The sequence below is a fragment of the Cupriavidus sp. PB-02 genome (assembly GCF_058252315.1).
Map to the genome: position 1 here is coordinate 170,098 of NZ_CM177694.1, position 12,517 is coordinate 182,614.

General features: G+C 67.7%; 13 protein-coding genes and 1 pseudogene. 8 read left to right on the forward strand and 6 right to left on the reverse strand.

Features of this window, described 5'->3' with window-relative positions:
• The first annotated feature begins 23 nt into the window (after positions 1-23).
• Entirely contained in the window at positions 24-623 is a 600-nt protein-coding gene (locus AC10V3_RS00835; protein ID WP_490922959.1) for a TetR/AcrR family transcriptional regulator, read from the forward strand.
• A gap of 7 nt (positions 624-630) precedes the next feature.
• On the opposite strand, the gene AC10V3_RS00840 is transcribed toward AC10V3_RS00835, so the two are convergent.
• Complete coding sequence (locus AC10V3_RS00840) at positions 631-1,545, reverse strand: LysR family transcriptional regulator (RefSeq protein WP_490922960.1); 915 nt, start codon at positions 1,543-1,545, stop codon at positions 631-633.
• 111 nt (positions 1,546-1,656) lie between these two features.
• Between AC10V3_RS00840 and AC10V3_RS00845 the strand changes: the two genes are divergently transcribed.
• Both AC10V3_RS00845 and AC10V3_RS00850 read left to right on the forward strand, forming a co-directional pair.
• Entirely contained in the window at positions 1,657-2,544 is an 888-nt protein-coding gene (locus tag AC10V3_RS00845) for a DMT family transporter (RefSeq protein WP_022533275.1), read from the forward strand.
• Between the two features lie 116 nt (positions 2,545-2,660).
• Positions 2,661-3,506, forward strand: coding sequence for an acyl-CoA thioesterase (locus tag AC10V3_RS00850; protein ID WP_051369836.1), 846 nt, complete (start codon positions 2,661-2,663; stop codon positions 3,504-3,506).
• A gap of 3 nt (positions 3,507-3,509) precedes the next feature.
• Here AC10V3_RS00850 and AC10V3_RS00855 read toward each other — a convergent pair whose 3' ends face one another.
• Positions 3,510-4,769 carry a muropeptide transporter gene (locus AC10V3_RS00855; RefSeq protein ID WP_022533277.1) on the reverse strand — a complete coding sequence of 420 codons (1,260 nt, stop codon included), beginning with the start codon at positions 4,767-4,769 and terminating at the stop codon, positions 3,510-3,512.
• Positions 4,770-4,903: 134 nt separating this feature from the next.
• Between AC10V3_RS00855 and AC10V3_RS00860 the strand changes: the two genes are divergently transcribed.
• A complete protein-coding gene (locus tag AC10V3_RS00860) occupies positions 4,904-5,866 on the forward strand; it encodes a M48 family metallopeptidase (protein WP_022533278.1) in 963 nt (320 codons plus the stop codon).
• Positions 5,867-5,933: 67 nt separating this feature from the next.
• On the opposite strand, the gene argC is transcribed toward AC10V3_RS00860, so the two are convergent.
• Positions 5,934-6,881 (reverse strand): N-acetyl-gamma-glutamyl-phosphate reductase, encoded by a 948-nt coding sequence (gene argC / locus AC10V3_RS00865; RefSeq protein WP_022533279.1) that lies wholly within the window; start codon positions 6,879-6,881, stop codon positions 5,934-5,936.
• A gap of 182 nt (positions 6,882-7,063) precedes the next feature.
• Between argC and AC10V3_RS00870 the strand changes: the two are divergent.
• Both AC10V3_RS00870 and AC10V3_RS00875 read left to right on the forward strand, forming a co-directional pair.
• Positions 7,064-7,340 (forward strand): annotated as a pseudogene (locus AC10V3_RS00870) (type II toxin-antitoxin system MqsR family toxin).
• 13 nt (positions 7,341-7,353) lie between these two features.
• Complete coding sequence (locus AC10V3_RS00875) at positions 7,354-7,755, forward strand: type II TA system antitoxin MqsA family protein (protein ID WP_022533280.1); 402 nt, start codon at positions 7,354-7,356, stop codon at positions 7,753-7,755.
• A 10-nt stretch (positions 7,756-7,765) separates the two neighbouring features.
• Here AC10V3_RS00875 and AC10V3_RS00880 read toward each other — a convergent pair whose 3' ends face one another.
• The gene (locus AC10V3_RS00880; protein ID WP_022533281.1) at positions 7,766-8,542 is read right to left on the reverse strand and encodes an exodeoxyribonuclease III; all 777 of its coding nucleotides are present in this window, start codon (positions 8,540-8,542) and stop codon (positions 7,766-7,768) included.
• Between the two features lie 27 nt (positions 8,543-8,569).
• On the opposite strand from AC10V3_RS00880, the gene pyrE reads away from it, so the two are divergent.
• Positions 8,570-9,265, forward strand: a complete 696-nt coding sequence (pyrE, locus tag AC10V3_RS00885; protein ID WP_349604759.1) for an orotate phosphoribosyltransferase — start codon at positions 8,570-8,572, stop codon at positions 9,263-9,265.
• 87 nt (positions 9,266-9,352) lie between these two features.
• Positions 9,353-10,675 (forward strand): patatin-like phospholipase family protein, encoded by a 1,323-nt coding sequence (locus tag AC10V3_RS00890; RefSeq protein ID WP_022533283.1) that lies wholly within the window; start codon positions 9,353-9,355, stop codon positions 10,673-10,675.
• 21 nt (positions 10,676-10,696) lie between these two features.
• On the opposite strand, the gene AC10V3_RS00895 is transcribed toward AC10V3_RS00890, so the two are convergent.
• Positions 10,697-11,506 (reverse strand): polyphosphate kinase 2 family protein, encoded by an 810-nt coding sequence (locus tag AC10V3_RS00895; protein ID WP_022533284.1) that lies wholly within the window; start codon positions 11,504-11,506, stop codon positions 10,697-10,699.
• Positions 11,507-11,616: 110 nt separating this feature from the next.
• Positions 11,617-12,483 carry a diaminopimelate epimerase gene (gene dapF, locus AC10V3_RS00900; protein ID WP_022533285.1) on the reverse strand — a complete coding sequence of 289 codons (867 nt, stop codon included), beginning with the start codon at positions 12,481-12,483 and terminating at the stop codon, positions 11,617-11,619.
• Between the last annotated feature and the right edge of the window lie 34 nt (positions 12,484-12,517).

The window sequence follows — 12,517 nt, forward strand, 5'->3', positions numbered from 1 at the left end:
ATTGATATTAAGATACAGGCTGCATGTATGCAAGGAGGAAATGCGTGGCCCGCTCGAACCGAGAACGTACCGAGGCAACCCGGCAGGCGCTGCTCGATGCCGCGCGCACGCTGTTCGTCAGCCGCGGCTATGGCGAGACTTCGACGCCTGACGTCTGCGCCGCCGCCGGCATCACGCGCGGCGCGCTGTACCACCATTTCGCCGACAAGCGCGACCTGTTCCGGCACGTGCTGGCCGAGGAAGCGGCGGCGGTCGCCGCCGATATCGAGGCGGCCACGCCCGATGGGCAGGACCCTGCCGAGGCCCTGATCGCCGGCGCGCAGGCCTACCTGGATGCGATGACCGTGCCGGGCCGCACGCGGCTGCTGCTGGTGGAGGGGCCGGCGGCGCTGGGGCTGCGCGAAACGCTGGCGCTGGACGAGGCCAACGCCGCCCGCACGCTGCGCGAGGGGCTGGATACCGCGGGTGTCGGCCAGCGGTGCGACATGGCAGTGCGCGCGCTAGCGCCGCTGCTGTCGGCGGCGTTCGACCGCGCGGCATTGGAGATCGAGGCGGGCGCCGATGCAGCACGCGTGCGCGAGGCCATGCTGTGGTTGCTGCGGCGGGTCCTCGGCAAGGGGTGAGGCTCAGCTAGACCGGCGCGTCGCCGGCGGTCGCGGCGAGGTGGTCGACAAAGGCCCGCGCCTTGGGCGGCACGTGCCGCGTCGGCGTATACACCGCGTAGGCGGTGCCGATGTAGGGCTCGAGGATGTCCCAGTCCGGCAGCACTGTCACCACGCGGCCATCCTCGAGGGCGCTGCCCAGCGAGAAGTCCGGCACCAGCCCGATGCCGGCATCGCGCTCCACCATGGTCATGATCGCCAGGCTGTTGTTCAGCGTCAGGCGCGGCGGGATGCGCACCACCACGGTCTCGCCGCCGGCCTGGCGGCGCATGGTCCAGCGTTCGCCGAAGTTGCCGTAGCCGAGGTAGAGGCAGCGCGCGGCCGCCAGTTCGGCGGGCGTGGCCGGGGTGCCGTGGCGGTCCAGGTGGCCGGGCGAGGCCACCAGCCGGTAGCGCACCTCGCGCAGCGGCCGCGCGGCCAGCCCTGGCGCCAGTTCGCGGGCGATGCGCACGGCCACGTCCAGGCCTTCCTCGACCAGGTCGACCATGCGGTCGGCCAGCGTCAGCTGCAGGTCCAGCCCCGGGTACCTGGCAAGCAGCGCCGGCAACCGCGGCGCCAGCCAGGCTTGCCCGAACGAAACCGGGGCGCTGACGCGCAGCACTCCGTGCGGCGTACCGCCGTGCTCGCCGGCCAGCGCGGTGACCTCGCGCGCGGCGGCGGTCATGCGTGCGCAGGCGGCATAGACCGACTGGCCCAGCTCGGTCAGCGCAAAGGCGCGCGTGGTCCGCTGCAGCAGGCTCGCGCCCAGCGTCGCTTCCAGCCGCGACACGTGGCGGCTGACCGCCGACGGGGTCATGCCGAGGTCCTGCGCGGCGGCCGAGAAGCTGCCGCACTCGACCACGCGCGCAAATACGGCCATCGCATTAAGTGGTGCATCCAGCATCGCACGTCCTCATTCTTTGACTTCAGATCAAATACTAATTGAGCTGAGACGGGATTGTTGAGCGGATTGCATGGTGGAACAATGCGGCCATCACTCTGAGCGGAGTCCCTCATGCCCTCCCAACAACCCTTGCCAGGCGGCGCCTGGCGCATGGTCGCGGCCATGCTGCTGTCCGGCACCATCGGCTGGTTCGTGGTCACCAGCGGCCAGGCGCCGCTCGATGTGGTGTTCTTCCGCTGCCTGTTCGGCGGCGCGGCGCTGCTGGGCGTGCTGACGCTGCAGCGCGGCTGGGTGCGGATGACCCGCGCGCAGCTCGGCTGGCTGGTGCTGGGCGGTGTCACGCTGGTGCTCAACTGGCTGGCGCTGTTCTCGGCGTACGCTTACAGCGGCATCGCCATTGCCACCGTGGTCTATCACACCCAGCCGTTCTTCCTGCTGTTGCTGACCTCGGTGGTCCAGCGCGAGCCGTTCCCGTTCGCGCGGCTGCCGTGGCTGGTGCTGGCCTTTGCCGGTGTAATGCTGATCACCGGGCTCGAGCACGGCGCCACCGGCGCGGCGATGCTGGCCGGCATCGGCCTGGGCCTGCTGGCCGCGCTGCTGTACGCGGTGACGACCCTGGCCACGCGCCGGCTGCAGGCGATCCCTCCTGGCCAGATCGCCGGGCTGCAGATGGTGCTGGGCGTGATGATGCTGGCGCCGCTGGCCCATCCCGCGGCAGGCAGCTACGACGCTGGCACCTGGGCCGCGCTGCTGGCGCTGGGGCTGGTCCATACCGGCGTGATGTACACACTGCTGTATGGCGCCTTCCAGCGGCTCAACGTGGTGTCGATCGCGACGCTGTCCTTCATCTACCCGCTGGTGGCGATCGTGATCGACGTGCTGGTGTTCGACGTGGTGCTGGGCCCGCTGCAGGTCGCCGGCATGGCGCTGGTGCTGCTGGGCGTGATCGCCAACCAGTTGGGCTGGAGCCTGCCGCTGCGGCGGCGGGCGGAGGGCTGATGCGGCACCCCGAGGACGCTGGACGGGCGCCTGATGCATGATCGTGTTGACCAAATGTCTGACTACGGCTAGTGTAGGCAGCTCATCGAACGATCGTGCTATTCGCCCCCATCGCCATGTCAGCTATCGCTCCCCAGACTGCCGCCGCTCCTGCTGCGCTCCATTCCTTTGACGATGCGATCGCGCTGGAGGCCGCCGGCGAGCACCGTTTCCTCGGCCGCACCACGCCGGCGTACTGGAACATGATCGGTCCGTTCGGCGGCATCACCGCCGCCACGCTGCTGCAGGCGGCGCTGGACCATCCGCAGCGGCTGGGCGACCCGGTTTCGCTGACCGTCAACTTTGCCGGACCGATCGCCGAAGGACCGTTCGAGATCGAGGCGCGCCCGGTGCGCACCAACCGCTCGACTCAGCACTGGACCCTGGAACTGCGCCAGGGCGATGGTGTGGCCACCACCGCCACCGCCATGTTTGCCGTGCGCCGCGAGACCTGGGACTGCGGCGAGGCGGTGATGCCGGAGGTCCCGGCCGCCGACACGCTGCCGGCCATGGGCGGGTTTGCGCCGGTGCGCTGGCTCAAATCCTACGACATGCGCCCGGTGCGCGGCGCCAAGCCGACCGCCGAGCCCGGCACCGAGCACCCGGACAGCCTGACGCAGTTCTGGTTGCGCGATGCGCCGGCACGCACGCCAGACTTCGCCGCGGTGGCGGCGTGGGCGGACAGCTTCTACCCGCGCATCTTCCTCAAGCGCGCGGGCTTCGTGCCGGCCGGCACGGTGTCGATGACCACCTATTTCCATGCCGATGCGCAGACGCTGGCGGCGCTGGGCGACAGCCACGTGCTGGCCAGCGCGCAGGCGCAGGTGTTCCGCCAGGGCTTCTTCGACCAGCGCGCGCAGCTGTGGAGCCCGGCCGGCGAGCTGATCGCCAGTTCGCACCAGATCGTCTACTACAAGGAATAAGGCTCAGGCGATCGCTTCGCGCGCCTGGGCCTCGTAGCGGTGCACGGTGTTGCGCATGACCCAGAGCAGCATCACGCCCGGCAGCGCCACCGCCACCGTGCCGAGGTAGAACGGCGCCCAGCCCCAGGCCTCGACCATATAGCCGGAGGTGGGGCCCACATAGACCCGGCCCACCGAAGCCAATGCCGACAGCAGCGCGTACTGCGTCGCCGAGAACGAGCGGTTGCACAGCGTCATCAGCAGCGCCACGAAGGCCGCCGTGCCCATGCCGCCGCACAGGTTCTCCACGGCGATGGTCGCGCCCATGGTCCACAGGTGCGCCGGCGTCACCGCCAGGATCCAGTAGCCCAGGTTCGACACCGCCTGCAGCATGCCGAACAGCATCAGCGAGCGGTACAGCCCCAGCCGCACCATCAGCGTGCCGCCGAACAGCGCGCCGATGATGGTGGCGGCCAGCCCGAGGGTCTTGTTGACGATGCCGACCTCGCCCGCCGAGAAGCCCACGCCGCGGATCAGGAAGGTGGTCGACAGGCTGCCGGCAAAGGCGTCGCCGAGCTTGTACAGCACGATCAGCAGCAGCAGCCACCATGCGCCCGGGCGCGCAAAGAAGTCGCGCAGCGGGCCGAGTATGGCCTCTTCCAGCGTGCGCGGCGCGCGCGCCGGCACGTCCGGTTCGGGGGCCCACAGCAGGGTGACGATACCCACGCCCATCAGCGCCGCCATCAGCAGGTAGGTCTGCTGCCAGCCGAGCACGCGGTCGGCCAGCCACAGCGCCAGGCCGCCCGAGACCAGCATCGCCAGCCGGTAGCCCAGCACCTTGACCGCCGCACCGGCGCCGCGCTCGGCGGGGCGCAGCACGTCGGTGCTGTAGGCATCGAAGACGATGTCCTGCGAGGCCGACAGGAAGGCCACCAGCGTGGCCAACGCCGCCAGTGTCCACAACGCCTCGCGCGGCGGGCAGAAGGCCATGGCGGCAATGCCCAGCACCAGGCCCACCTGCGTCACCAGCAGCCAGCCGCGCCGGCGCCCCATCAGCGGCGGCGTGTAGCGGTCCATCAGCGGCGCCCACAGGAACTTGAAGATATAGGCCTGCCCGACCAGCGAGAAGAAGCCGATGGTCTTGATATCCAGCCCCTCGACCGTCATCCACGCCTGCAAGGTGCCGGAAGTCAGCGCCAGCGGCAGCCCGGAGGCGAAGCCCAGCGCCAGCATGGCGCCAATGCGGCGGTTGCGGAAGATGTCGAGATACGATTGGAAAGTCATGAACGGGGCAGGCGTGTGGCGCCGCGCGGCTGCGCGGGCGCCGTGTATTATTGCATCACCCGTCCGCCTCGCCGCCACATGCGGCACTGCGCGGCGGGCTTTTCCGCTTCCTGACTGCGCCCGAGGAACCGCACATGCTCCGCCGCTTGCAAGGTGTTCAGCGTCCCGCCCGTACCCGGCTGGCCCGCGCGCTGGCGCTGGCCGCGGTGGCGTTGCCCATGGCCTGGAGCCAGCCCGCGCCGGCGCAGGAAGGCGATGCCGACGGCATCCGGCTCAACCGCGGCGGCTCGGCGGTGCGCAACATCGTGCCGGCCGAGGCCATCGAGCAGCAGGCCACGCAGGAGTACGAACAGCTCAAGCAGGAGGCCATCGCCAAGCATGCACTGGCCGCCGACAACAACCCGCAGCTGATCCGCCTGCGCGCCATCGGCAAGCGGCTGCTGCCGCATACCGTGCGCTGGAACGAGCGCGCGCGCCAGTGGCAGTGGGAGGTCAACCTGATCGGCTCCAAGCAGGTCAATGCCTTTTGCATGCCCGGCGGCAAGATCGCCGTCTATACCGGGCTGCTCGACCAGCTCAAGCTCACCGACGACGAGGTCGCGATGGTGATGGGCCACGAGATCGCCCACGCGCTGCAGGAGCACGCGCGCGAGCGCGCCGCCAAGTCCGAGATCACCAACCTGGGCGCCAACGTGATTTCCCAGCTGTTCGGCTTCGGCAACCTGGGCAATATGGCGCTGGGCACCGGCGCGCACCTGCTGACGCTGCGCTTCTCGCGCGCGGATGAATCCGAAGCGGACCTGATCGGCATGGATGTTGCCGCGCGGGCAGGCTTCGACCCGCGCGCAGCGATCACGCTGTGGCAGAAAATGGGCAAGGTGTCGCAGTCCGGCGCCGAGTTCCTGTCCACGCACCCTTCCGGGCGCAGCCGCATCGCCGACCTGGAAAAGCACCTGCCCGAGGTGCTCCCGCTCTACGCGCGCGCGATCAACTCGACGGTGGACAAGCTGCCGCCGTACCGCGCCAATATGGCGGGCCTGGGCGATGCGCCAGTGGACAGCGGCGACGACGACCGGCAGAAGCCGCTGAAGCGCTGAGGCGCATTCCGCTGCAAAAGAAAAAAGCCGGCATTGCCGGCTTTTCTCGTTCAGGGTTGCCGCCGCTTCAGGCGCTCAGACCCGTGGCCTCATCGGCGCCCACATGCACGTTCATGCACTGCACCGCCGCACCGGCCGCGCCCTTGCCCAGGTTGTCCAGGCGGGCAACCAGGTTCAGGCGCTCGGGCGTGCCGAACACGAACAGGTCGACACGGTTGGTGTCGTTGTTGGCCTGCACGTCGAAGAAGCCGTCGTCGAGGTTCTCTTCGCTGTTGTACGGCAGCACGCGCACGAACTGCTCGCCCTCATAGTGCTTGCGGTAGATCTCGACGATCTGCTCCGGGCTTACCTTGCGCGCCAGGCGCTCGCCGAAGACCGGCACCGTCACCGCCAGGCCCTTGAGGAAGTTGCCGACGATCGGGTTGAAGATCGGGTCCTGCGACAGGCCGCCCTGCACGCGCATCTCGGGCAGGTGCTTGTGCTGCAGCGCGAGCGCGTAGGGGCGCGGGCTGTGCAGCTTCGGGTTACCGCCGGCTTCGAAGTCGGCAATCATCTTCTTGCCGCCGCCGCTGTAGCCGGTCAGGGAGAACGCCGACACCGGGTAGTCCGGCGGCAGCACGCCGGCATCCACCAGCGGGCGCACCGCCATCACGAAGGCGCTGGCGTGGCAGCCCGGCACCGCGATGCGCTTGCTGGCGCGGATCTTCTCGCGCTGGCCGCGCACCAGTTCGGGCAGGCCGTAGGCCCAGTTGTCGGAGGTGCGGAACGCCGTGCTGGCGTCGATCACGCAGGTATTCGGGTTGGTCACCAGCGACACCGCCTCGCGCGAGGCCACGTCGGGCAGGCACAGGAAGGCAACGTCGGCGGCGTTCAGGAAGCGTGCTCGCTCGGCCGGGTCCTTGCGCTTGTCATCGGCAATGCGCAGCAGTTCCACGTCGGGACGACCGGAAAGATAGTCAAGCAGCCGGAGACCGGTGGTGCCTTCCTGACCATCGACGAACACTTTGAAAACCATGGCGGACTCGCTCAATGAAATGCGGGATATGCGCGGGATATGCGAAATGTCCCCTGCCGGACCCGGTGGGGACCCTGCATTGTAGCGGGGATGGGGGCGGGTCGCAGGGTTTGCACCGGTTGGAATATTGCGATCTGGCACAGTTCGGCGCTTGCAGAATATAACCAAGTAGGTTAATTTGCATGGAGAAGGGGACGGCGCATTACTCGCTGTGGCGGGTGCGGGAGCTTCTGGCAGCACGGCGGGTCACGGTCACGCGAACCGCCCGCGATGGGGCCGTGGCGCTGGGGCTGGACATGGCAGGGCTGGCCGAGGTAATCGGCGCGCTGCGTCCGGCCCACTTACGCCGACCACACCGTCTGGCAGGACGTCTACCGTCCGGTTACGCGGTATGGCGGGGTGTACCTGAAGCTGACGGTGACCGAAGGCCTGCTGGTCGTGTCGTTCAAGGCGCGATGAAAGGAGCTGTGCAGTGAAATGCCCCGAATGCGGCGCGGCCGAACTGCTGGCCGATGTCCGCGACATCCCTTACACCTATCGCGGCGAAACCACCGTGCTAGAAAAAGTGCGCGGACAGTCCTGCCCGGCCTGCGGTGAGTCCGTGACCGACTGGCAGGAAAGCGACCGGGTGATGAAACTGATGAACGCGTTCAGCCGGCAGGTGAATGCCGCGTTCGTCGATCCGGCCTACATCACCGGCGTGCGCAAGAAGCTCCGCCTCGACCAGCGCGAAGCCGCCGAGATCTTTGGCGGCGGCGTCAACGCGTTCTCGCGCTATGAAACCGGCAAGACCAAGCCGCCGCTGGCGCTGGTCAAGCTGCTGAAGCTGCTCGACCGCCACCCGGAGCTGCTTGAAGAAGTCCGGGCGGCTTGATGGCAACCGCTCAGAGCGGATAGTCGTAATCGATCGACAGCGGCGCGTGATCGCTGAACTTTTCGTCCTTGTAGATCGAGCAGATATGCGCGGTCTCGGCGAGCTTCGGCGTGGCCAGGTGATAGTCGATGCGCCACCCCACGTTCTTGGCATAGGCCTGCCCGCGGTTGCTCCACCACGTGTACTGGTCCGGGCGCGGGTCCAGCCTGCGGAACACGTCGACATAGCCGTGGGTGTCGAACAGCTCGCCGATCCATGCACGCTCTTCCGGCAGGAAGCCTGAGTTCTTCAGGTTGCCCTTCCAGTTCTTGATATCGATTTCCTTGTGCGCGATGTTGACGTCGCCGCACAGCACGATCTCGCGCCCGCTCGCCTTCAGTTGCAGCAGGTGTGGCAGGAACGATTCCATGAAGCGGAACTTGGCCTGCTGGCGCTCCTCGCTGCTGGAGCCGGACGGCACGTACACCGATATCACCGCCAGGTGCGGATACTGCACTTCGACATAGCGGCCTTCGCTGTCGAATTCCGTATTGCCGAAGCCGGTGACCACACGCTCAGGCTTGTGGCGCGTATATAGGCCCACGCCGCTGTAGCCCTTCTTCTCGGCGTAGTGGAAATAACCGTGGTAGCCATGTGGCGCAAGGAACGCTTCGGTCATGTCGGCGGCCTGCGCCTTCAGTTCCTGCACGCAGACCATGTCCGCGTCCTGCTTGCCCATCCAGTCGAAAAAGCCCTTCTTGGACGCGGAGCGGATGCCGTTGAGGTTGGCGCTGATAATCCGTAACATCTCGGGAAATTTTGAATTCAGAGAGAAATGATGACGCAGAACACGCCTGCAAGCACGCAAGAGGGCGCCGACCTCAGCCAGACCTTTATCCGCTTTGCGCTCGATGCCGGCGTGCTGTCGTTTGGCGAGTTCGTCACCAAGGCTGGCCGCAAGTCGCCGTACTTCTTCAACGCCGGCCTGTTCAACCAGGGCGCGATGCTCGGCCAGGTGGCGCAATTCTATGCGAAAACCCTGCTGGGCTCGGGCGTGCAGTTCGACGTGCTGTTCGGGCCGGCCTACAAGGGCATCACGCTGGCGTCGGCCACCGCAGTGGCGCTGGCGGGCATGGGACGTGACGTCGGCTTCGCCTACAACCGCAAGGAAGCCAAGGACCATGGCGAAGGCGGCACGCTGGTGGGCGCGAAGCTGCAGGGCAAGGTCGTCATCGTCGACGACGTGATTTCGGCCGGCACCTCGGTGCGCGAGTCCGTCAACATGATCCGGGCCGCCGGTGCCGAGCCCGCCGCGGTGCTGATCGCGCTGGACCGCATGGAGAAGAGCGGCACCGCCGAGCAGGTCGGCACGCATTCCGCCGTGCAGGACGTGCAGCGTGAATTCGGCATCCCGGTGATCGCGATCGCCAGCCTGAAGGACTTGCTGGCCTACCTCGATGCGTCGCAGGATCCGGCGCTGTCCGCCTCGCGCGAGGCGGTGGCGGCCTACCGTCAGCGCTACGGCGTCTGAAGCCGTTGATGGCGGTGGGCGCTGACAGCAGCGTCCCATCATCGGATAGCGGGGCAGGCGGACTTTCTAACTGGCAGGGAGCGCGGCGTGGCGGCAAAAGAGCGGCAGGAACGGCAAGAGCAACAAGAAAAGGCAGGGCAGGCGGCAACGCCATCCGCCCAGGCTGAAAACGGCAACCAGGCCGATTCCCTCGCCGAGCGCGGCGCCCAAGTGCGCCCGCGCAAGCCGGTGCGCCAGGCCGCCAAGGCCCCGGACCGTCCCGCGCATGAAGCCTATGCCGTGCGCGCGCTGGTGCTGCAGGGTGGCGGGGCGCTGGGCGCCTACCAGGCCGGCGTGTACCAGGGACTGGCCGAGGGCGGCATCTACCCGAACTGGGTCGCCGGCATCTCCATCGGCGCGCTCAATGCCGCGGTGATCGCCGGCAATCCGCCGGAGCGCCGGGTCGAGCAGCTGTGCGCCTTCTGGGAGCACATCTGCGCGCAGCCGTGGCTGCCGAGCCTGTCGCATACCTGGCTGATCGATCATGCAGAAACCTGGCCGGAGCCGCTGCGCATCTGGTTCGACGGCCTGCACGCCGCGCGCGCGATGTTCGAAGGCCAGCGCGGCTTCTTCCAGCCGCGCAGCTGGCCGGAGCTGTTGTCGCGCTATGCCGAGCCAACCCGCGCCAGCTTCTACGACACTACGCCGCTGAAGGCGACGCTGGAGCGCTTTGCCGACTTCGACCTGATCAACCACCGCCCCGACCTGATGCGTGTTTCGGTGGGCGCGGTCAATGTGCGCACCGGCAATTTCGCCTATTTCGACAACACCCGCGACAAACTCCGCCCCGAGCATTTCATGGCTTCGGGCGCGCTGCCACCAGGCTTCCCGGCGGTGGAAATCGATGGCGAGTACTACTGGGACGGCGGCCTGGTCTCCAACACACCGCTGGCCGAGGTGCTGACCGCGCAGCCGCGGCGCGACGCGCTGATCTTCCAGGTAGACTTGTGGAGCGCGCGCGGCAAGCTGCCGCACGACCTGATCGACGTGGCCGAGCGCGAGAAGGACATCCGCTATTCCAGCCGCACGCGCGCCATTACGGACTACATGCGCGAGCAGCAGAACATGCGCCGCATGCTCAATGAAGTGATGGCGCTGGTGCCGCAGGCAAAGCGCGACAACGCGTGGTACCGGCGCGCCGCCGAGCAGGCCTGCGACGCGCGCCGCAACGTGATCCAGCTGATCTACCGCGACAAGTCGTTCGAGAACATGGCCAAGGATTACCAGTTCGGCTCGCTGACCATGCATGAGCACTGGACCAGCGGGCTGGACGATATCCGCCAGACGCTGCGCCACCCGCAATGGCTGGCCATGCCCAGCCGCGAGCATCCCTTCGTCACCCACGACGTGCACCGCGGCAACGGCGGCTGAGCCGCGCCGGCGCCGGCCGCGCTACTCGACCTTCACCTGCGCCAGTTCGGGCCGCGGCGGCGGATAGGCGGGTTTCAGTTCTGCGAACACCTGTGTCAGGATTTCCGCCACCATCAGGTTGCGGTGAGTCTTGGAGTCGGCCGGCACCACGTACCATGGGCATTCGGGCGTGCTGGTCGCCAGGATCGCCGCCTCGTAGGCGTCCATGTAGGCCTTCCAGCGCTTGCGCTCGGCCAGGTCGGTGGTATCGAACTTCCAGTGCTTCTCCGGATCCGCCAGGCGAGCCTCCAACCGCGCCTTCTGCTCGTCGCGCGAAATATGCAGGAAGCACTTGACGATGGTGGTACCGGTCTCGGTCAGCATGGCCTCAAACGCGCGGATCTGGCGGAAGCGGCGCTCGCATTCGGCATTGTCGATCCAGCCGTGCACGCGCGTGATCAGCACGTCTTCGTAATGGCTGCGGTTGAACACCACGATTTCGCCCGCCTTGGGCACTTGCAGGTGGATGCGCCACAGGTAGTCGCGCGCCAGTTCTTCCGGCGACGGGGCCTTGAAGCCCACCACGCGGATGCCCAGCGGATCGAAGCTGCGGAACACGCCGCGCACGGTGCCGTCCTTGCCGCTGGTGTCCATGCCCTGCAGCACCACCAGCAGCTTGCGGCGGTGCTCGGCATAGAAGATGTCCTGCTGCGCGTCGAGCGCGTTGCTCAGTTCGATGATGCGGGCGAGATCTTCCTCTTTCTTGCCGCACGAGAGCGGCTTGCTGCCCGGGTCGAAGTCAGCAAGGCGGAATCGCTTGCCTGAAGTAATTCGGAAATCGTCCAGCGGCATGGGGCGCTCCATCGGTCTGACCTGCAAGATCAAAAGGACTGGGCGCGCCGCCGGCTGCCGTCGGCGGTAAGGCGGAAGAGAGGACGGAAAGGGGCGCGCAGCCCCTATGGTCAGGCCGGCAGGGCTGCCAGGTCAATGCTGCCTTCGAACACGGTGGTCGCCGGACCGGTCATGCGCACCGGCTCCGAACCGCCATCCCAGGCGATGGTCAGTTCGCCGCCGTGGGTGTGCACCCGCACCGGCGAGTCCAGCAGCCCGCGCCGGATGCCGGCCACCACCGCCGCGCAGGCGCCGGTGCCGCAGGCCAGCGTCTCGCCGGCGCCGCGCTCGTAGACGCGCAGCCGGATGGTGTGGCGGTCTTCCACCTGCATGAAGCCGGCGTTGACGCGGTTGGGGAAGGCGGAGTGGTATTCCAACACCGGGCCGTCCTGCAGCACCGGGAAGTTCTCCACGTCGTCCACCGCCTGCACCGCGTGCGGATTGCCCATCGACACGGCCGAGATCCATTCGGTGCGGCCGTTGACTTCCAGGCCGTAGAGCGTGTCGGCGCCTTGGCTGCGGGTCGGCAGGCCTTCGGCACGGAACGGCACGCGCGCCGGTTCCAGCTCGGGCGCACCCATGTCGACCGTGACCTGGCCGTCGTCCTGCAGCGTCAGCGTAATCACGCCGTTCATCACCTCCACGCGCACCGAGCGCTTGTCGGTCATGCCCTTGTCGGTGACAAAGCGCACGAAGCAGCGCGCGCCGTTGCCGCAGTGCTCGACCTCGCTGCCGTCGGCATTGAAGATGCGGTAGCGGAAGTCGACATCCGCGCGCGAGGGTTTCTCGACCACCAGCATCTGGTCGGCGCCCACGCCGAAGTGCCGGCTGGCGAGCGCGCGCCACTGCGCGGGGGTCAGGTCGATCTGCTGGCCGATGCCGTCGAGCACGACAAAGTCGTTGCCGGCGCCATGCATCTTGGTGAACTGGAGTTTCATGAGGGGGATTGTAGTCGTGGGGCGCAGGGCGTGC

Bases quoted from the DNA above. Each gene is read 5' to 3' on its own strand.
- AC10V3_RS00835 (WP_490922959.1), top strand. From the start codon at position 24: ATGTATGCAAGGAGGAAATGCGTGGCCCGCTCGAACCGAGAACGTACC.
- AC10V3_RS00840 (WP_490922960.1), bottom strand. From the start codon at position 1,545: ATGCTGGATGCACCACTTAATGCGATGGCCGTATTTGCGCGCGTGGTC.
- AC10V3_RS00845 (WP_022533275.1), top strand. From the start codon at position 1,657: ATGCCCTCCCAACAACCCTTGCCAGGCGGCGCCTGGCGCATGGTCGCG.
- AC10V3_RS00850 (WP_051369836.1), top strand. From the start codon at position 2,661: ATGTCAGCTATCGCTCCCCAGACTGCCGCCGCTCCTGCTGCGCTCCAT.
- AC10V3_RS00855 (WP_022533277.1), bottom strand. From the start codon at position 4,769: ATGACTTTCCAATCGTATCTCGACATCTTCCGCAACCGCCGCATTGGC.
- AC10V3_RS00860 (WP_022533278.1), top strand. From the start codon at position 4,904: ATGCTCCGCCGCTTGCAAGGTGTTCAGCGTCCCGCCCGTACCCGGCTG.
- argC (WP_022533279.1), bottom strand. From the start codon at position 6,881: ATGGTTTTCAAAGTGTTCGTCGATGGTCAGGAAGGCACCACCGGTCTC.
- AC10V3_RS00880 (WP_022533281.1), bottom strand. From the start codon at position 8,542: ATGTTACGGATTATCAGCGCCAACCTCAACGGCATCCGCTCCGCGTCC.
- pyrE (WP_349604759.1), top strand. From the start codon at position 8,570: ATGATGACGCAGAACACGCCTGCAAGCACGCAAGAGGGCGCCGACCTC.
- AC10V3_RS00895 (WP_022533284.1), bottom strand. From the start codon at position 11,506: ATGCCGCTGGACGATTTCCGAATTACTTCAGGCAAGCGATTCCGCCTT.
- dapF (WP_022533285.1), bottom strand. From the start codon at position 12,483: ATGAAACTCCAGTTCACCAAGATGCATGGCGCCGGCAACGACTTTGTC.